The 19,717-nt window shown below is 44.1% G+C and carries 16 protein-coding genes; 8 read left to right on the top strand and 8 right to left on the bottom strand.

Annotated features, from left to right (window positions below; translation table 11 throughout):
- Positions 1–147: 147 nt before the first annotated feature.
- The 5 genes from ACED42_RS04765 to ACED42_RS04785 all read right to left on the bottom strand — a co-directional run bounded on the left by ACED42_RS04765 (position 148) and on the right by ACED42_RS04785 (position 5,039).
- On the bottom strand, positions 148–1,965 hold the full coding sequence (locus tag ACED42_RS04765) for a bifunctional molybdopterin-guanine dinucleotide biosynthesis adaptor protein MobB/molybdopterin molybdotransferase MoeA (protein ID WP_371701645.1): 1,818 nt from the start codon (positions 1,963–1,965) through the stop codon (positions 148–150).
- Positions 1,965–2,549 carry a molybdenum cofactor guanylyltransferase MobA gene (mobA, locus tag ACED42_RS04770; RefSeq protein ID WP_371701647.1) on the bottom strand — a complete coding sequence of 195 codons (585 nt, stop codon included), beginning with the start codon at positions 2,547–2,549 and terminating at the stop codon, positions 1,965–1,967. The genes ACED42_RS04765 and mobA overlap by 1 nt, the downstream gene beginning before the upstream one ends.
- Positions 2,527–3,246 carry an energy-coupling factor ABC transporter ATP-binding protein gene (locus ACED42_RS04775; protein WP_371701648.1) on the bottom strand — a complete coding sequence of 240 codons (720 nt, stop codon included), beginning with the start codon at positions 3,244–3,246 and terminating at the stop codon, positions 2,527–2,529. Before ACED42_RS04775 ends, mobA begins: the two co-directional genes overlap by 23 nt.
- Positions 3,247–3,256: 10 nt before the next feature.
- Positions 3,257–3,955 (bottom strand): ABC transporter permease, encoded by a 699-nt coding sequence (locus ACED42_RS04780; protein ID WP_371701650.1) that lies wholly within the window; start codon positions 3,953–3,955, stop codon positions 3,257–3,259.
- Positions 3,956–4,232: 277 nt separating this feature from the next.
- Positions 4,233–5,039 carry a substrate-binding domain-containing protein gene (locus ACED42_RS04785; RefSeq protein ID WP_371701652.1) on the bottom strand — a complete coding sequence of 269 codons (807 nt, stop codon included), beginning with the start codon at positions 5,037–5,039 and terminating at the stop codon, positions 4,233–4,235.
- Between the two features lie 303 nt (positions 5,040–5,342).
- On the opposite strand from ACED42_RS04785, the gene ACED42_RS04790 reads away from it, so the two are divergent.
- Together ACED42_RS04790 and ACED42_RS04795 are read left to right on the top strand one after the other, a co-directional pair.
- Complete coding sequence (locus ACED42_RS04790; protein ID WP_009846740.1) at positions 5,343–6,806, top strand: sigma-54 dependent transcriptional regulator; 1,464 nt, start codon at positions 5,343–5,345, stop codon at positions 6,804–6,806.
- A complete protein-coding gene (locus tag ACED42_RS04795; protein ID WP_371701654.1) occupies positions 6,796–8,823 on the top strand; it encodes a cache domain-containing protein in 2,028 nt (675 codons plus the stop codon). Before ACED42_RS04790 ends, ACED42_RS04795 begins: the two co-directional genes overlap by 11 nt.
- 131 nt (positions 8,824–8,954) lie before the next feature.
- Here the strand turns inward: ACED42_RS04795 and ACED42_RS04800 are convergent, their stop codons facing one another.
- Both ACED42_RS04800 and ACED42_RS04805 read right to left on the bottom strand, forming a co-directional pair.
- The gene (locus ACED42_RS04800; RefSeq protein WP_009846738.1) at positions 8,955–9,842 is read right to left on the bottom strand and encodes a mechanosensitive ion channel family protein; all 888 of its coding nucleotides are present in this window, start codon (positions 9,840–9,842) and stop codon (positions 8,955–8,957) included.
- Between the two features lies 1 nt (position 9,843).
- The gene (locus ACED42_RS04805; RefSeq protein WP_371701655.1) at positions 9,844–12,189 is read right to left on the bottom strand and encodes an ATP-binding protein; all 2,346 of its coding nucleotides are present in this window, start codon (positions 12,187–12,189) and stop codon (positions 9,844–9,846) included.
- Positions 12,190–12,640: 451 nt separating this feature from the next.
- On the opposite strand from ACED42_RS04805, the gene ACED42_RS04810 reads away from it, so the two are divergent.
- Positions 12,641–14,224, top strand: a complete 1,584-nt coding sequence (locus ACED42_RS04810) for an ABC-F family ATPase (RefSeq protein ID WP_009846736.1) — start codon at positions 12,641–12,643, stop codon at positions 14,222–14,224.
- A gap of 250 nt (positions 14,225–14,474) precedes the next feature.
- Here ACED42_RS04810 and fdhD read toward each other — a convergent pair whose 3' ends face one another.
- Positions 14,475–15,296 (bottom strand): formate dehydrogenase accessory sulfurtransferase FdhD, encoded by an 822-nt coding sequence (gene fdhD, locus ACED42_RS04815; RefSeq protein WP_009846735.1) that lies wholly within the window; start codon positions 15,294–15,296, stop codon positions 14,475–14,477.
- Positions 15,297–15,665: 369 nt separating this feature from the next.
- On the opposite strand from fdhD, the gene ACED42_RS04820 reads away from it, so the two are divergent.
- From ACED42_RS04820 to ACED42_RS04840, 5 genes are all read left to right on the top strand, one after another.
- A complete protein-coding gene (locus tag ACED42_RS04820) occupies positions 15,666–16,130 on the top strand; it encodes a DUF3305 domain-containing protein (RefSeq protein WP_371701657.1) in 465 nt (154 codons plus the stop codon).
- Entirely contained in the window at positions 16,120–16,794 is a 675-nt protein-coding gene (locus tag ACED42_RS04825) for a DUF3306 domain-containing protein (protein ID WP_371701658.1), read from the top strand. The genes ACED42_RS04820 and ACED42_RS04825 overlap by 11 nt, the downstream gene beginning before the upstream one ends.
- Positions 16,795–17,093: 299 nt before the next feature.
- The gene (locus tag ACED42_RS04830) at positions 17,094–18,755 is read left to right on the top strand and encodes a 4Fe-4S dicluster domain-containing protein (protein ID WP_371701660.1); all 1,662 of its coding nucleotides are present in this window, start codon (positions 17,094–17,096) and stop codon (positions 18,753–18,755) included.
- A 9-nt stretch (positions 18,756–18,764) separates the two neighbouring features.
- Entirely contained in the window at positions 18,765–19,433 is a 669-nt protein-coding gene (locus ACED42_RS04835) for a molecular chaperone (RefSeq protein ID WP_371701662.1), read from the top strand.
- 76 nt (positions 19,434–19,509) lie between these two features.
- Positions 19,510–19,710 carry a twin-arginine translocation signal domain-containing protein gene (locus ACED42_RS04840; protein ID WP_029222953.1) on the top strand — a complete coding sequence of 67 codons (201 nt, stop codon included), beginning with the start codon at positions 19,510–19,512 and terminating at the stop codon, positions 19,708–19,710.
- The last annotated feature ends 7 nt before the right edge of the window (positions 19,711–19,717 follow it).

The raw sequence follows: 19,717 nt of genomic DNA on the forward strand, positions 1-19,717 counted from the left end.
TATCACTTACTACCGTTTTTGTTTTAAGTTCCCGCTAATCCGCGATGAACCAAAAGAAAGCCCCTGATATCCAATATCAGGGGCTTCATCTATTTAGAGTATGTATTACTCTGAATTCGCTAGCTTAAAGCTAACAATCTTGTTTATTTACACACGACCTTGCAAAGGAATGATCGTCACCGTTTCACCGGCTTTTACAGTGTCTACCGCTGGTGAAATTTCGATTAGACAGTTTGCTTCGCTCATTGAACGTAGAATACCTGAACCTTGCTTACCGGTTGTTTTTACTTCAAGCACGCCTGATTCGTTCATTGAGAACACGCCACGGCTGAACTCAGTACGACCTTGACGAGAACGTAATTGCTCAGTCGCTATCGCGTTCGCTTTCACTGGTGTCCAGTTAGTTTGACCTTGTAGCTTGCGGATTGCAGGTTCTACAAAGTTAATGAACGACACCATCACGGCTACTGGGTTGCCAGGTAAACCGAAGAAAGGTTTGTCTTCAATTTTGCCGTAAGCAAGAGGGCGACCTGGACGCATGTTGATACGCCAGAAGTTAATCTCACCCAACTTATCTAACGCGAGTTTGATGTAGTCAGCATCGCCAACAGACACGCCACCAGAAGTCAGAACCATATCGGTCTCTAACGACGCAGCATGAAGTACATCCATCATCTTTTGTTCGTCATCTTCGATAATGCCGTAATCAACGATGTCGCAACCTAGCTTTTGAAGCATGCCGATGATAGTGAAACGGTTCGAGTCGTAGATAGAGTTTGGCTTTTGCTCAACGCCTGGTGCCTGAACTTCATCACCCGTTGAGAACACACCCACCTTCACTTTACGCAGAACAGGGCAGGTACCGAAACCTAACGACGCCATCATACCCATTTCTGGTGCTTCGATGCGTGTGCCACGTGTAAAGACAGGTTGGCCAATTTCTAAATCTTCACCGGCCATACGGACATTTTGTCCAACTGAGATTTTCGCATCTGGGAAGCTAACTTTATCGCCATCTTGCACGGCTTGCTCACGCATCACAACAACATCAACGCCATCTGGCATTGGTGCACCCGTCATGATCTTAACAGCTTCACCTTGTTGAACGGTTTTGTCGTAGCTGTGACCAGCCATAACTTCAGCAACAATGTTGTAGCTATCCAATTCAAGATCTTCACTACGAATCGCGTAGCCATCCATTGCAGAATTAGTATTCTGTGGGACGTTGATTGGCGAGATCACATCTTCAGCCAACACACGACCGTAGCCTTGCAGTAATTCAACACTCTCTGTGAGATCAAGCGCGTCAATGCTATCAACAATCTTTTGTTGGCCCTGAGTTACGGTTAAACCTGCTGGAGAGAACGAATCACAACACACCGCGGGCGCTGCGTCTTTTGAAGATGAGCATGACGCTGCTTTGCCTTTTGTAAAGGAAAGGTCAAAGGACTGCGCGTAATCGATGATGAAATCACGAATCGCTTCTAAGTCGTTGATCTCCATTTGAGGTAAGTCAGATTCAACTTGGCTATCAGCAGCAATAGCAATGATGTTGTCATCGTTTTGGTACAACCAAGGTTTACCCACTTCATCACGGTGAAGCTCGATTTTAGGGAAAGCAATGTTCTTACAGCCTTCAACCAAAATCAGATCAAGTGTGTTGGTATCAAAGCGAGTCAACAGGTAATCAAAATCGGCTTCCGCTTCTGGAGTCTCAGTCATCATCACGTGACGGTTTCGAGAAGCTATCAGCATTTGATTTGCGCCCGCTTTGCGTAAACGGTAGCTGTCTTTACCCGGCTTATCGACATCGAAATCGTGGTGGGCGTGCTTAAGAACACCGACTTTTAAACCCGCATTAGTCAGCAGAGGCAGCAACGCTTCAAGTACGGTTGTTTTGCCTGTGCCACTGTAAGCAGCAAAGCCCAATAGAGGAAGGTTAGGGCGTTGTTTCGAATCTTTCATTATTGAAGCGTTCCAAATTGGGTGAGTTCTTCTGGCGTGTTGAGATTAACAAAGCAGTTAGGAGAATCGCTAAAATCGACATATTCCGTGACACACTCTTTGTACAGCAAGATAATTTTACGATCACCACGTTCCAAAAACGCTTCTAGCTTTGGCAGAACACGTTTGTGGAATAGGGTGAATACTGGTTGCTTAAATTCGCCATCATGCGCGACAAGAATGTCGCTGTCTTCTTTTACCGCAGAACAAAAACGTTCAACAAGGTCGTCACTGATCTGTGGGCTGTCGCAAGGGACAAAGCCGACCCAATCTGTGCTCGCGTTTTTAAGGCCAGCATGAATGCCGCCCAATGGACCTGGATAGTCAGGGAAAGAATCGGAAACAACCGGTGCAAATGCTTGGTAACTGTCTAAGTTACGGTTGGCATTGATGGTAATGCTGACATCTTGTTGTGACAGCTTGTTAATAACGTATTGAATAAGCGGAGAACCGTTGAGCTTAACGAGTCCTTTATCTTTTCCGCCCATGCGGCTGGCTTGTCCGCCAGCCAAAATAACCCAACTAGTTTGCGTTGGAAGCAGCATAAATATTCTCTTGTGCTTTGTTCTTTTGAATAACTTGCAGAAGCGGTGATTCAGTCAAAGTGTTGTCCTTGATCCACCACTGCTTCTTACATAAATCGGTTAACGCGTTAGTTTGGTGGCTAGTGATGACCAAACTCGCGCCTCTCTGAAGAAGATCTTCGGCCATAATCACCAATCTTTCAATAGATTCTTTGTCTAAAGAAGCACTTGGTTCATCCATAAGCAAGATTGAAGGCTTAAGAATCCAAGCACGGGCCATTGCTACGCGTTGGCGCTCACCACCAGACAACACAGAAATGTGCTCATCTGCCAAGGTTTCTAAACCTACCATTCTTAATGCATTAATTATTTGAGCTCGCTTATCTTTTTGACTCTCTTTATTAAAGCGAATGCCATAAGCGACATTTTGGTACACCGAGCCATCAAAAAGGTAAGGGGTTTGGTGGAGATAGATGATGTCTTTAAATTTTAACCGAGGAAACAGGCTGTGTTGCCAGCTTTGTGTCGGAGACTGAATACGGCCAGAGCTCGGCTTGATCAATCCTGATAAGATTTTAAGTAGGGTCGTTTTGCCAACACCGTTATCGCCTTTGAGATAAATAGCATCGTTAGGGCCGATCGACAATTCGGGGATGTGGAACAAAACACGCTCTTTGTAGCGCATTGAAATTTGCTGCGTTGTTATTTTTATACTCATGACAGCGTTCCTAAGTTCTCAAGTAGCCTTTTCCTCTCACACTGGAAAGGAAAAAGTTAAGGGCTAGTGCCAATGCTAATAAAACCATACCAAGTGCCACACCTTGAGCAAATGCGCCTTTGTGACTTTCCATAGCAATAGCCGTAGGGATATTTCGTGTCATTCCCATAATGTTGCCACCCACCATCATCGAACAACCGACTTCAGTCACGATACGTGAGAATGCAGCAATGGTGGCTGCCAACAGAGGGAATCGTGTTTCCCAAATTAAAGTACACGCTACTCGAGTGGTTGAGACTCCAAGGGTACGCGCTGTTTCTACTGCTCGGCGATCGCTGGCTTGCAGCGCGCCATGCATCATAGCGACCAGAATTGGGAAACAGATCAGCATCTGACCGAGAATCATCGCCTTTTGCGTGAACAGCAATTGCCAGTCACCCAAAGGGCCAGAACGAGAGAGCATCATGTACATCAACAAGCCAATTACCACGGTCGGTATCGCTTGTAAGGTGTTGATCACCGAAAGCAGCGCCCATTTACCGGGGAATTCGGTGTAAGCCAATAAGAAAGCCATGATGATTGCAGGAATAATCACCAATGAAATGGCGGACAATGAAACGCTGAAAGATACCGCGACGATTTTCCACAGTTCGTGGTCAAAACTCACCAGTAGATTCATTGCATCAAGCGTTGTTTGCCATAGGGTCATGAAGTATCTCGTTTGAATCGATAATAGGCTTTTATCGGTAGTGTCTGATGTTAATCATAGCTGACACAAACTATTTGAGCCTGTATTGGTCAGCTATTGTTTCTAAGCGTGAATGCCTTTAAAGCAAGACGGTTTTTAAACGTGATTATTTAGGTGGTCTCGTTGACTGTTTAGTTAAGCGTAGCGCTAGTTGGTTAGGGTTAAACCTTCAACGCTACGCTTTACTCACAACCCACGACTCATTTCTTACAACAAGCTATTCTGCGCTTGCAACCAACTATTCTGCGCTTGCAACAAATAGCTGTTTGCCGTGCAGTTTAAAGTCGTTGATCAGTTTCTGGCCTTTAGGGTTAACCAACCAATCACTGAATACTTTCGCTGCTTGGTAATTGATGCTTGGGTAGCGTTCTGGGTTAACAAGAATCACTTGGTAAGGGTTAAATAGGTTCTTGTCGCCTTGGAACAACACTTTAAGGTCAAGTTTGTTTTGGTAAGCTAACCAAGTACCACGGTCTGTCATGGTGTAGCCTTGCATTTCAGACGCCATGTTCAGAGTTGGGCCCATTCCTTGACCAACGCTACGATAGCCGCCAAAGTTTGGCTCCATCTTAGTTTGCGCCCAAATACCCATCTCTTTCTTATGAGTACCAGAGTCGTCGCCGCGAGAAACAAACGTCACGTTGTTGTTCGCGATTGCTTTGAACACATCAGCTACTGCTTTTTGAGATTTAATCTTCGCAGGGTCGCTTTGTGGGCCAACGATAACAAAATCGTTGTACATCAGCTTACGAGGTAAAACGCCGTAACCTTTTTCAACGAAGTTCGCTTCAGCTTTTGGTGCGTGAGTCATTACCAAATCAACATCACCGTTTTCACCCATGCGAAGTGATTTACCCGTACCCGCAGCGAGAACATCAACCTTAATACCAGAATCCTTTTCGAACTCAGGCAATAAGTAGTCCAGTAAGCCTGAGTGGTAGGTACTTGTGGTTGTCGCCAATTTGATATGAGTGGTGTCTTCCGCGCTGCTAGCCGTGTAACTGACGATAGATAGAGCTGCAATAGTTAGGGGAATTGCTTTCATTATTATTATGTCCATTCTGTTATAAATGAATGACATGCCTCTATTTTTAAAGGGCTCAAAGAAGGGCATGTGCATAAGACGCTAATTGTTGTAATTAGGAATCTACACCTAATAAGCAATCTTAATGCCAATAAATAGTGCATCAAATTTCATTAAATTGCTGTTATATCGAACAAAACTGCGTCATTTAGGCTAACAAAATGCATTAAAATATGAGCTAGGACAAAATGTCGCACATTGTCCCTGTCGCACAAAAGGTTAATTGGTACACTCTGTCCCAACTTTCCCCATCGGCTAATCATTATGTCTTTACCTAGTTCACCTGCATCGAACCTAAACCCAAACACATTGACTCAATATCAAGCGTTTTCCGTCTTGGTCGTGGACGATGAAGTCGGGATGCAGGCTATTCTAAAGAAGGCCCTGGGTAAGTTCTTTGGCAAGGTATCGAGTGCAGGGTCTGTTGAAGAAGCTGAAATACTGCGTTCGAGCGAACATTTTGATCTCATTGTTCTTGATATCAACCTGCCAGGACGCTCTGGCATTGAGTGGGAAGAAGCGTTTAACGACAACGACAAACGTGCCGATGTTATTTTCATGACTGGCTATGCTGATCTAGAGATGACCATATCCGCGCTTAAGCTTGGCGCTTCAGACTTCATTCTTAAACCTTTCAATTTGGAACAAATGATACAAGCTGTACTACGTTGTATGGATAAGCGCCTTGATCAAAGAATGCAATACGCATTGAAGCGCGATGTAAGCCGTCATATCAAGACCGAGTTAATCGGTAACTCAGATAAAACCAAACAGCTTAAATTGCTGATCAGTCAATTTGCACCCTCTCGAGCATCCGTTCTTATTGAAGGTGAGTCAGGTACTGGTAAAGAGCTAGTTGCACGTGGTGTACATGAAGCCAGTAAACGCACAGGCCCATTTGTGCCAATCAACTGTGGCGCAATTGCGCCTGAGCTTTTAGAAAGCGAACTGTTTGGCCACACCTCTGGCGCATTTACCGGCGCGAAGAAAAACCGTGAAGGTCTATTCAGAGTCGCAAGTGGCGGCACCTTGTTCCTTGATGAAATTGGTGAAATGCCACTACCAATGCAAGCAGCGCTGTTGCGTGTGTTAGAGCAGCGTACTATCCGTCCAGTCGGTAGCGAGAAAGAAATTGCCGTTGACGTACGAGTAGTGGCGGCGACTAACCGAAACCTTCAACAAGAGGTCGAAAAAGGGCACTTCCGTCGCGATCTATTCTACCGACTCAATGTCCTTAAAATTGATGTTGTGCCATTGAGAGAACGTCCATCCGATCTAATAGAGCTTGTTCCGTATTTCACTCGTCTTTTAGCAAGTGAACTTAGTGTACCGGTCCCAAACTGGGCGCATGAAGATATTTTGGCGATGAATGAATACGAATGGCCGGGAAATATTCGCGAACTCAAGAACCTAGTCGAAAGATGCATTCTTTTAGACAAGCCACCAGCGCACTATTGGCGCGAAATTAATGGCGATCCTGCGCCCACCAGCATTTCAGTGACGGTGTCACATGGAGCGGAAATACCAAACTTGAATAACGTAGACGCTGCAGAAGGTTACCCCAACACTTGGACACTCAAAGAAGTAGAAAAATCTCATATCGAGCAACTGGTGAGTTTTCATGATGGTAATAAATCCGCAGCTGCAAGAGACCTCGGCGTTGCACGGAAAACGCTAGAGCGTAAATATAAAGATTGGAACACAGAAGGCTCTGAATATGCCGATTAGACGTCATTGGTGGTCAAAGTGGACGTTCCGGTTCAAAACCATGGTGCGTTATCGTCTGTTATTTTTGACGTCAGCGCCGATCATCTTAACTTTATGTGCTCTTGTCGCGATCACTTTGTATTGGTCTGTTCATTATACGTGGCAGGGGGCTTTGATCGATGTTGACGAGCGTTTGGACGTTGCCGACAACAGTATCCATCTAATTCAAAATCAACAGGCCTATAACGTTCAAGCATTCGCTGAGTCTTATAATTTTCGAATTCAACTTACGAGTGATATTTCAAAGGAAGAGCTCACTCGTTGGGTTTCTGAAAACAAATCTCGCTATGAGCTCGACTTTTTGCGTTGGAGGAGTGTTGAGAGCATGGGGAAAAAGCGTGAATACCTCGACCTGACACGCAAAGAATCGTTCTTTAGTGTATTGAGCCAAAATGAACTCAACGATTTAGACCAAAACCTTGCAAGGCAAGCCGAAGTCCCAATGCTCAATAATCAAAACGTTGAAACTCGGGGTTTAGTTAGCCGCACCATTGTGTCAATTCGAGACAAGAATAATCACGTTATTGGTTTTCTTGATGGTGGGATCCTCCTTAATAACAGCACACAGTTAGTTGATCAGATCAGCAATTTGATCTATCCACAACGTGATGGTTTTAATCGCCGCATTGGCACGGTTACCGTATTCCTTGATGATCTGCGTGTCAGCACTAATGTGCCATTAAGCAGTGAAGACAGTGCAGGGCGCGCAATTGGTACTCGCGTTTCTCATGAGGTTCATTCAAAAGTATTGAATCAAGGGCAAAAGTGGTTAGACCGAGCATATGTTTACGACGCTTGGTACATCACCGCTTACCAACCAATCCACGACCAGTTTGATAACGTTATTGGCATGCTTTATACCGGCTATCTAATCTGGCCACTCGTAGAGACGTATCTGACTAACCTTGGTGAAATCAGCATCACCATCATATTACTGCTGTTAGCTTCAGGTTTGATCGTACACCGTGGTGCTCGCGATCTTTTCAACCCAATTGAACGCATCCATAAAGTTGTAAAGCTAGTCCAAATGGGCCAAGACAAGCGAATCGGTACGTTGGGTTTGGATGATCAACACGAACTTACGTTGCTTGCGAAACAGTTCGACAAAATGTTAGATCTGCTCCACGAGCGTAATCAAGAGATTCAACAAGCTGCGTCTGAACTCGAATGTAAGGTTCATTCTCGTACCGCCAGTTTGAAAGAGAAAACGGAAGAACTCGAACTGCACATCCAGCTTCTCAACCAAGCTAGAGATAAGCTGGTGGTCAACGAGAAATTAGCCGCATTAGGTGAGTTAACCGCAGGTATTGCCCATGAGATTAATAACCCAACGGCGGTGATTCTTGGCAATGTTGAACTAATGAAGTTTGAACTCGGCGATGAAGTGGGCCGTGTAGACGAAGAAGTCCACGCGATCATGGAGCAGATCGACCGAATCCGAAACATCACACGAAGCTTACTTCAATACAGCCGACACGGTGGTGTACAAGACGAAATTACTTGGCAACATATCAATCCAATTGTCGATGAAAGTATTACACTCGTAAAAACAGGCGCAAAAAAGAAAGGCATTGTGTATGTCTCGCAATTGAATGCTAAAACCTCAGTCGAAGTGAACCGAAACCAATTGCTGCAAATTCTAGTTAACCTGCAAATGAACGCGATTCACGCGATGGACGGACAGGGCACATTGACTATCTCGAGTGAAGATTGGGTTGAAAATGGAGTATCTCATGGGGCTATTGTTCATGTTGAAGATGAGGGCTGTGGTATTAAGGAAGAACAACTGAAACGTATTTTCTCTCCTTTCTATACCACCAAAAGAGACGGTACAGGCTTAGGTTTGTCCGTTTCTCAAAGTATTTTGAGCCAAACGGGCGGCGAAATACGAGTTGAATCCGAAGTAGGTAAAGGAAGTCGCTTTAGTATCTATCTTCAGCAAAAAGCCACACCGCAGTTATTAGTGTCTAACCTTTAGTCGTTCATAACGCGAATAGAAAAACACCTCCGCACTTAAGATAAGTTCGGAGGTGTTTTTATTTATGGCCCGTTATTTCAAACAATTACAAGCCATGTCGAACAATTACAAGCGTCTAAAATATGAAAAGCCTAATGCGCTGCCACTGAAATCTTCGGTGGGTTGATGTTGTGCTTCTTAAACTCTTTCATCACACGCAGGGTAATGTCGGTTTCAAACAATTTCTCATACGCGGTGTCCACCACATAAGCCTTACATGTCAACTGTATCGCAAGGTAGTTGTCGGTAATCGTCTGTTTAACCAGAACCGTTACAGGCTTTGGCAAGTGTATGTAACGACTTGAAGACGCGGCTTCTTGAATCAGGTCGCGGGCTAGGGTGATGTCTTCATTCATACCGACGTAAAATGGAATCACCACTTGCATGTCCAATGCGCCATAGTTACCACTGGTGGTCACTTCATTTAAGAACTTGTTGTTCGGAATGGTAATGATGTCATCGTTCAGGGTTCTCATTCGTACCGAACGTAAACCAATGGTGATGATGTCGCCGTAGTTGCCTTCGAACGTGACGCGGTCACCAACCTGAAAGGGTCTGTCAATCATCACAGTGATGCCGGCGATAAACGATGCTGCCAAGTCTTTAAGCGCAAAGCCGACCGACACGGCGAGCGTACCACCAATCAAAGCTAAGATTTGGTCGTTGATTCTAAAGCTCATCATGAACACGATAAGACCGGTGCTCACGTAGATAAAGAACTGAGTAAACGATTGCAGTTTTTGTAGCAGCATTCGATATTGCACGAACTGACTACCAAAGCTGGTCACCAACGAATTGATGAACTTGAGCAACAACCACATTGCGGCAATAACGATCATGGAGAAGAACACGCCGCTCCATCGCACCAAGCTCGCTATCTTAGAGATGTTTTCTACGTTAGCTAACTCTTCCGTCGCAAAGGTCGGGAAACTGACAGCACTTGCCAAGCCAACAAATAGTAGGATAAATAACTTCTTCATTTTACTTCACCAGTAGATGTTGACGATCAAGAACGTTAGTAATGTGGCGGAACCAGTGCTCGGAAATTCGAGCCTTTTCTTCATGCCAACCAATATAACCACGGCTTTCAAAGTAACGCAGAATCCCCGTTATCTCTGCCGTGCTCAGCTGTGTACATTCAGACAACACTTCTGGAGAAGCGATTTCCAGTTGTACAATAGAACGAAGTACAGCCAACATAGGTTTAGGCATATTCTCTAGTTCTTGCGCTTCAGGGACATGGAATAAACGTACTACCGCTTGATCTGTCTCTTTATTTCGGTTCAAAGAGAGTCGGAAGAAACGCAGCGCAACGGTAGGGTTGCCATCAGAGTAGTGCCACAAAATTCGATAGAAACCTTGGCGTGCACGTTCTTCTTCACTCATGTCATCTTGGTCCCATTGCTTAGGGACCACTAAGCCATCAAAAGACAACGGCTTCTCAAGAGCCGTATTGATACGGCTATTTAGAAGTTCACCCACTTGTTTCTCTGTCCAACGCGGAAGGAAGCACACCAAATCAAACAGCAGACGCTCACCACGCGCTCTATCCACAAATCGCCAACTTGATTTGGCGATCGATATCACGACACGGTGGTTCTTTTTAGAACGACGCAGAAGGTTGGTCAAACGAATCAAATCAGACAGGCCACCGACCATTGGTTTCACCAGTCGTTGAGCGTTATCAATCGCGATAAGGTAAGTGGTATTGCTCTTACGAAGGTGCGCTAATATTTGAATTTCAGTTGCTTCTTCTTCCAAGCCAATGCTCACGGCTAAGTGCGCTAAGAGCTCTTGGTAACCCGCGTAAGGGCAGCTTACATATACGGGCTCAGCGTTAGATACTTTGTGCAGCAAAGTATAAAGCAGCGTTGTCGCGCCCACACCACGCTCGCCTGAAACAATACAGATAGCCGGGCTGTCTGACATCAAGTAGCGAGACAGTTGCTTAACCTCGTCACCGGCATAGTCAATTAACGTGCTGTCTATATTACCCGGCAGAATGTATTCATACGTTTGATCGCCTTTGATTCGAACCAAGTTTTGCTGATTCTTATCAAGATCTGACTGCTTAGCCACTTCGATTCTAAACAGATACGCCAAAGCTTGGCTAAACAGCGTGTAATTAGATAGCAAGGCCATTATGCGGTGTTGGAAGTTGTAAACGCTCAGCCACACGATACCAATGGCTGTCGCCAATATATTAAGTAACAACGTATCCTTACGGTTTACCGCCGAATTAACCCATACCGGACGATCAGAGATGTGTTGAAGTGTATCGAAGACCTTCGCTCTCCATAACCTGAGCACTGAAACCGTAACCAATACAAACCAGAAAAACAGGGCGCTATATATCCAACTATAAATCGTGCCTTTGCCTAGCGTAATACTTGATGTTTGCAGAATCACCCCCGCCACAATGAAGCTCCACACGTAACGACGGATAGTCGATAGTCGCAGCGCGATCACTTCTTGATTGGATGTACGACCCAAACGGTAGGCAAATTCCAAAATAAAACTGATGGCAATCGAACCACCTAGAATCCACCACGTGAAGATCTCAAGGAAAATCAAATGTTGCAGACTAGGGATACTAGAAAGCACTCTCAATGACAATGTGATGGCAATTAGCCAAGCAATCGCACTTTCAGCGCGGCTGATGTACCAAATGACACGAACCAAGAAAGGAGGATTCGTCTTCGCTTCAAGAAAGTTAATTCGAAACAACTCAATTAAGCGAGTGCTGTTAGCAAGCCACCACACTAAACCGAAATAGATGAACAACACTTTTAACGACGCACCAATCACAGGCACGGGCGAAATAAAGATATCGTTAACTAACGCCTTGAAGCTTCGGATTTGGAAGTATGCAAGATACTCAATATTGAGCTTAGTTAATTCCCATTCTTGCTTAAACTGGGTAACACCATAAGGGCCAAAACCGGTTAAGCGCTCTTTGTTCGCAGAGTTCGTCTGTTCTAGAAGATGTTGTTTACTGACGTTTAAGCTATTCAAAGTGACGTAACTGGTTTGAACCTCAAACCATTGATCGACGTCGTTGTTATCTCTATAAGCTTTTATCTGTTGCTCGAAGATTTTGATTTCCTGCTTTTGAACTCGCAGAACTTCAGCTAACAAGATATTGACTTGGCGTCGGTCCGACGGCTCCATAAAGAGGGGATCGGGTAACGAATCAATTCGAGCATCGAGCTCAACAGCAGAATCGGATACCTGCGGCTGAGATTGTAAGTCATATTCCAAGTTGGCATGACTAGGCCATGAGAGAATGGCTAAAGTGAGGAGTAAGAAGCGCGATAGTGAACGCATAAAAGTCTCTTAGAATTATGAGGTTAGGATTACTATAGTTAGATAATCTTACTTTGTGAAATCCAACCCCGTATCGGGGGCGAGTACTTTATTCCTGTTTCGATCGATTTTGTCATGAAATTGTCAGGGATTAGGCTAGTCTTGGCTATGTCTGTGCCTGCTTTGATCGGGTTGGTTTTACTGTAACTGATCAGCATACGATATATTCAATGGTCGGCATGATTTGGGACGTTATATCTCTCCCATTTTAGGGCGCCGTTTGATATTTTGTTTTCCCTGAAAATCAGCGGCTTTTCGTCGATAAATAGAAAATCAAAAGTGTGAGTCAGCTCAAACTATGATTTGGTTGGGTTATCACTCACTTAATAGCGGGTAATTGCAATCAAGACTTGCAGTTAAAGCCCCGAACAAGTAACGTTGCGGCGTTTTTCACATTAAAAAGGTAACGGCATTGATCTCCACAGCAAATATCACCCAACAATTCGGCGCTAAGCCACTTTTCGAAAATATTTCAGTTAAGTTCGGCGAAGGCAACCGCTACGGTTTAATCGGCGCGAATGGCTGTGGTAAATCGACGTTCATGAAGATCCTATCTGGTGAACTTGAGCCAAGTGCTGGTAACGTAAGCTACGATCCAAACGAGCGCGTAGCTAAACTAAACCAAGACCAATTTGCTTACGAAGAATTCACGGTAATCGACACGGTTATCATGGGTCACAAAGAGCTTTGGGCTATTAAGCAAGAGCGTGACCGCATTTACTCTTTGCCTGAAATGAGCGAAGAAGACGGCATGAAGGTAGCTGATCTTGAAGTTCAGTTCGCTGAAATGGACGGTTACATGGCAGAAGCGAAAGCGGGTGAGCTTCTTCTTGCGGTAGGTATTGAAGAATCTATGCACTTCGGTCTAATGAGCGAAGTAGCACCAGGTTGGAAACTTCGTGTTCTATTGTCTCAAGTACTGTTTGCAGACCCGCATATCATGCTTCTTGACGAACCAACGAACAACCTGGACATGGACACCATCAAGTGGTTGGAAGATACGCTAAACCAACGTAACTGCACAATGATCATCATTTCGCACGACCGTCACTTCCTAAACTCTGTTTGTACACACATGGCTGACCTTGATTACGGCGAACTTCGTCTATTCCCAGGTAACTATGATGAGTACATGACAGCTGCGACTCAAGCTCGTGAGCGTCTACTGTCTGACAACGCGAAGAAGAAAGCACAAATTGCTGAACTTCAAACGTTCGTATCTCGTTTCTCTGCTAACGCATCTAAAGCGAAGCAAGCAACGTCTCGTGCTAAGCAGATCGATAAGATTCAACTAGACGAAGTTAAAGCGTCTAGCCGTCAAAACCCATTCATCCGTTTTGAACAGTCTAAAGAGCTATTCCGTAACGCACTTGTGGTTGAAAACCTATCTCAAGGTTTTGAAGAAGACCTATACAACAAGTTCGACGGTATTTTCGAAGTAGGTGAGCGTGTTGCTATCATCGGTGAGAACGGTGTGGGTAAAACAACGCTACTGAACACACTAGCTGGCGCTCTTGAGCCACGTACTGGTGAGTACAAGTGGTCTGAAAACTCAAACATCGGTTACTACGCTCAAGATCACGCACACGATTTCGAGACAGACATGAACTTGTTTGATTGGATGAGCCAATGGCGCCAAGAAGGCGAAGACGAGCAGGTTGTTCGTGGTTTCCTAGGTCGTATGTTGTTTGGTCAAGATGACATTAAGAAATCTGTAAAGGTTATCTCTGGTGGTGAACAAGGTCGTATGCTTCTTGGTAAGATCATGATGCACAAGCCAAACATCCTGCTTATGGATGAACCAACGAACCACATGGATATGGAATCTATCGAAGCGCTTAACTTGGCTCTTGAGAACTATAAAGGCACATTGTTCTTCGTATCTCACGACCGTGTATTCGTAGACTCGCTTGCAACTCGTATCCTTGAAATCAAAGATGGCAAGATCAACGATTTCCGCGGTACTTACGCTGAGTTCTTGAAAGCACGCGGCTAAGCTTTAAGTTAGCCTTAGTTTTCAACTCAATGCGTTGGAAATTCAGGCATAAGCTATAAACCGAAAATTAAAAATTAAAAATTAAAAACGCCGTCATACTGAAAAGCATGACGGCGTTTTTGTATCTTATATCTAGCTAAGTATCTATATATCTATCCTTGAAGGGTCACTAACTCTTTACATCAGAACTTTACAATTAGAAGCGGTTAGTGAATCTCCAATCGAACCTACGCTTTTTTCCGACTGCTGATTATTCACCTTTCACATCAAATTCAATCTTCTCTGCGCCAGTGAACACTTGGAAACGCAGGCCTTTAGCACGAGCGATGGTCGTGATACCAAATTGCTGAGCCAAATCTAAACCCATTTGCGTTACGCCTGAACGTGATAACAGAACAGGAATACCCATCTGCGCCACTTTGATGACCATTTCAGAAGTCAGGCGGCCAGTAGTGTAAAAAATCTTATCTTCACCAGACTCTTTGTTAAGCCACATCTCACCAGCCAACGTATCTACCGCATTGTGACGGCCAACATCTTCAACAAACGATAGAACCTTGTCGTCTTTGCAAACTGCACAACCATGTACTGCGCCAGCTTTCTTGTAGGTGTCGTTGTAATGAGTCAGCGCTTCTAGAGCGGTATAGATTTCAGATTGCTTAATCTTGGTTTGAGGCACTTGGTAATCTTCCAACTGCTTCATCACGTTACCAAACATAGTGCCCTGACCACAGCCAGAGGTCACCGTCTTCTTCTTAAGCGCTTGCTCAAGCTGGCTCGTATCTTCATTGGTAATGACCGCTGCAGAGCTGGTTTCCCAATCGATGATGATAGATTCAACCGCTTCAGGGTCAGAAAGGAAGCTTTGGTTCTTCAAATAACCCAAGACTAAAGATTCAGGGCGTGAGCCGAGCGTCATCAGGGTTACGATCTCTTTCCAGTTCAACATGACGGTAAGAGGGCGTTCGCAAGCGATCTGTTTGGTTAGCTTCTCACCATATTCATCAAACACTTCAACTTCGATTGTTTGAAGTGGGTTTTCACTAGTTTTTATTATGTTTGGTTTTACCACAGTCACGTCCTACTTAATGAGATAGCGATTTTAAGAGATAAGAAGTTAACAAGAGGGTCTAACGCCGATCTTGTTCATCGATTCTTTAACTCATACTTAAAGCAAATCTTATTCCAAAATAACGGGGATTGATGGAAACATGAAGCATTAGATTAAAATAGCGCAAAATATGAGAGTTCACCGAGTGGAGTTGTCTGAATTTACGTGTATCGACTACCGTTAAGTGACAACTTGATGACGAACATTGTAGATGCGCTATTGAAGTTAACGTGTATTGGCGTGTTTATTGCTTTATAGCGCTTATAGGATTGAGCTAAGTACAAAATGTCCTAAGCACATTCAGGCCAAAGAAAATCAATTGGGTGAAGTATGTCTGAGATAAAAGAATTCAAAGAACAATATGAAAAAACAGAAGCAGCTTGGCCAATAGGTGTCCAAAGAATAGAGAAAGAGATCAAAACAGGTATCTGGGTAACCACTCAATGGGAATTGACGGGGTTTGAACTATCACCAGAAGATGACGCCCCAGACGTTTGTTTACTTCAATTACATAAAGATGAACGTACAGACTATCGATTCAACCTAAGCTCTCAGCAACCTAAGCTTTTCTTAGTAATGGATAATGTCGATTCTGATGTTAAGCCCGTCATTCAGTTACTTACTGCCTCACAAACCGTTGCAGGGCAATACATGGACGGTGACAACCAAGTACTTTCCTACGACATTCCATTACCAGCACAAGCTTGGATGGAAGCGTTCATCGGTCGTCATGGCGAGTTATTAGAAACAAGACGTAAGAAACGCAAAGGCGCGGGAAGATCAAATGGCAACTAACTTCTTTAGCCGTTGGTCTCAACGAAAGCTTGATGAATCCACTGACGAACCTTTGGAAGTAGAGCAAACACTGGAAGCACCAGAACTTACTTCTTCTGATTCTTCACCTTCTGAGATTTCGCCTGAAATGGAAGCAGCAGCGCCTCAGTCTTTAGAGAGTGACGCTTTAGAAACCAATGAAAACGTTCATGTTGCTGACGTTCAAGATCCCGCACCAGAAGCCACTGAAGACTTGTCTGTTGCTCAATTATTGGTATCAGAAGCTTCAGAAAGCGTAAAAAAAGCCGCATTGCGTAAATTATTTCTATCCGAAGAGTTTAACGTTCGTGATGGTTTAGATGATTACGACGACGATTACAGCAATTTGAAGTCTCTTTCTGAAGGGGTTGCGGAAACCTTGCGAGATTGGGTTAAAGACAAAACTGAAGAAGAAACCACACCAGAAGAAGAGCAAGTCATTGATAATAAGACTGAAGGTGAAGTTTTAGAACATTCTGAAAGCGATCTTGAGGTATCTGATAATGAATTTGAAACGTCAAAAAGTGCCGAAATAACCGAACACGGAAAAGAACTGTATAAAAACACAGTATCAGATGATAACGCTACAATGTCAGACGAAGCTGACCTGAAAGAGATGGGACAAAATATACCACACAAAGAATAGGTACATTTTGACTAAATACTCAATGAACCGCTTGCGACAAAATGTCCCAAGCGGTTTTTTTATACGCACAATAAACGCTATAAAGAATTAAATTATTGATATATAAGGCTTATTAAATTGGCATAGCATTTGCTAAATAACGTTTATTATCAACTTTTTTGTAGATAGACGAGTTCATGGTCTAACGAATTGCACACTAGCTAAAGAGTTAGTTGTTAACGGATTACTCAGCAAGTTCTCTATCGCTTACTACAATGAAGGTTGAACAGATTATCCATGTCCATAGATGGAACTGAGCAATGCTTAAACAATTATTAGAACAAGCAACTTCAAATAACGCTAAAGCAAGACTGTATGCATTTGAAAATACAGTAGAGTTAACAAATCTGATTCCACCTACTGTTAGCTACGAAAGCGGCGGTAATACACTTGTTATTGGTCCAACTGCGATCATTGAAAGTGCTGCGGCGCAATTACCTCAATTAACGAGCTTAACCTTATTGTCAACAGACGGCGAAAAGGGCACAAACCCAGAACTGTACTTCGCGAATTCGGTTCAAGTATCGGGTTTCCTCGGCACGTTTGAAGTCGTGATTGAGAGTAAAGGCACATCAAGCAACCTAGCGAAAATCGCGATTAATCACGATTGTTTCGATGTTGTTCTAGACCTATGTCTGAACAGCTGCATGACAGAAGAAGTACCTGTTCCTGGTTATTACCCAGTAGGGCGAGGCTATCCAAAACTGGCTGAAGCGTTAGAAGAGATTCCAACGCTAATGGGCACGTTCGATAAGCCTAAGTTCTTCCGTTTAGACACCGACCTTTGTGCGCACAGTTCACGTGGCGTTAAAGGCTGTGAGCGTTGTGTTGATGCTTGTCCTGCTGGCGCACTATCAAGTGAAGGCTCAGAGAAGACAGGTCACAAGATCGAGATTAACCCTTACCTATGTCAGGGCGTTGGGACTTGTGCAACAAGCTGTCCTACAGAAGCGATTACCTATGCGCTTCCAAATCCTGACGATACGCAAAAGTTCATTGAACGTACGCTAGCTAACTATGAACATGCGGGCGGTCTGGATCCAATCGTACTTATCTGTAGCTCTCGTCATGAGACTTACAATGTAATGGCGCTAAAAGCACTACCAGATAACGTTATTCCAATCGTGGTTGAAGAACTGCCTTCTATTGGTATTGATACTTGGTTTGCAGCGCTAGTGAATGGCGCAACTCAGGTTCTGTTTGCTGCTTCTCGTTTTATGCCAGAGACGATCATTCGTGTTCTGAATAACGAAGTAGGGATTGCTCAAGAGCTACTAGACCAAATCGGTGTTCCAAAAGAAACCATCGATATCCTGTATTTAGAGTCTCTACGTGAAGGGCCTCCAACACTGTGCGTTGATTCTTTCGACCTTGCACTTGGCGATCTTCAAGGCAACAAACGTCAACGTCTATTCACTGCACTCGATGCTATGTCTTCATCTCGCATTCCTGTAGAGAATATCGTTGAACTTCCTTCGAATGCACCATACGGCACGGTTTCGTGTGAAAGCAAAGATTGTACGTTATGCATGAGTTGTGTTGCGGTTTGTCCTACACGTGCTCTTCATACCGACGGTGCTTCTCCATCACTTAAGTTTGTAGAACAAGACTGTATTCAATGTGGTCTGTGTGAAAAGGCATGCCCTGAGAATGTTCTCACTCTGACACCTCGTATGAATTGGGTGAAAGAAGAACGTCAACACGCAGTTGTGATTCATGAAGAGAAAGCAGCGGAATGTTTACGTTGCCATAAGCCATTCGCTCCACAGTCTATGATTGACATGTTACAGAACAAGTTACGCGGTCACTCTCATTTTTCAGATGAAACTGCGATTAATCGTATTGCGATGTGTGAAGACTGTCGTGTGGTGGACATGTTCGATTCAATGGCTCAAGACCCATTGAAACAATTGAAATACTAGGAGTTGGCCTTGGATACTAATTTGGATCAGGCACAAGAGCCTGAGCTCGTAAAAGAATTAAAGCAAGAACAGACACTAAGAACTGAAATCTATCTGGTTCTTTCTGCATTGTTTCGTAGCGCACCTTCTGAAGAGGTGATCAACTTTCTCAAGACGCTAGACATTGAAGCGTCTGAGAGTGCGATGCAAAAGGCTTGGATTGCGATTCAACAAGCCGCAACCGAATCAAACCGCGAAGCACTAGAAGATGAGTATCAGAATCTTTTCATTGGCATTGGCCGCGGAGAGATTGTTCCATTTGGCTCTTGGCATAGAACTGGCGCCATGATGGAAAAACCATTAGCAGAGATTCGTCATGACCTAGAACTTTTAGGCATTGAACGTGATGATCAAGTGAAAGAACCAGAAGATCATATCGCGGCTCTTTGTGAAGTAATGGCGATGCTAACCGATGAAGAAGACGCGCTACAACAAGCCGTTTTCAATAAACATATCGGGCCTTGGTTTAACTCTTTTACACGTCAGCTTGAAAGTGCAGAAAGTGCGAACTTCTACAAATCAGCAGCACAGCTATGTGAAGCATTCTTAACGTTGGAGCAGGTTCGTTTCAGCGTGAATACAAAAAGCAGTAAACACAAATTAAAGATTGATGTGAAAAACGTCACTGATTACGAGTAATCGAGCAGTACGCGATTATATCGATAGAGGGGCATGAAGCCTCCAAAAAGATCTACCGCAAGGTAAGGAAGCAATGATGAAAGATAACAAAGAAATAGATACAAGCCGTAGAGACTTACTCAAAGGTTTAACGACTGCAGCCGTTGCTGGTGCCGTTGTCGCTGGTACAACGAAAGTGGCAACTGCTTCAGAAACGGTTGAAATGCCGAAAGAAGACGTGAAGAAGACGGGCTATCGTGAAACGCAACATATTCGCGATTACTACGACACACTTTAGGAGATAA

This window comes from Vibrio sp. FF145, from assembly GCF_041439075.1.
Taxonomy (GTDB): domain Bacteria; phylum Pseudomonadota; class Gammaproteobacteria; order Enterobacterales; family Vibrionaceae; genus Vibrio; species Vibrio tasmaniensis_A.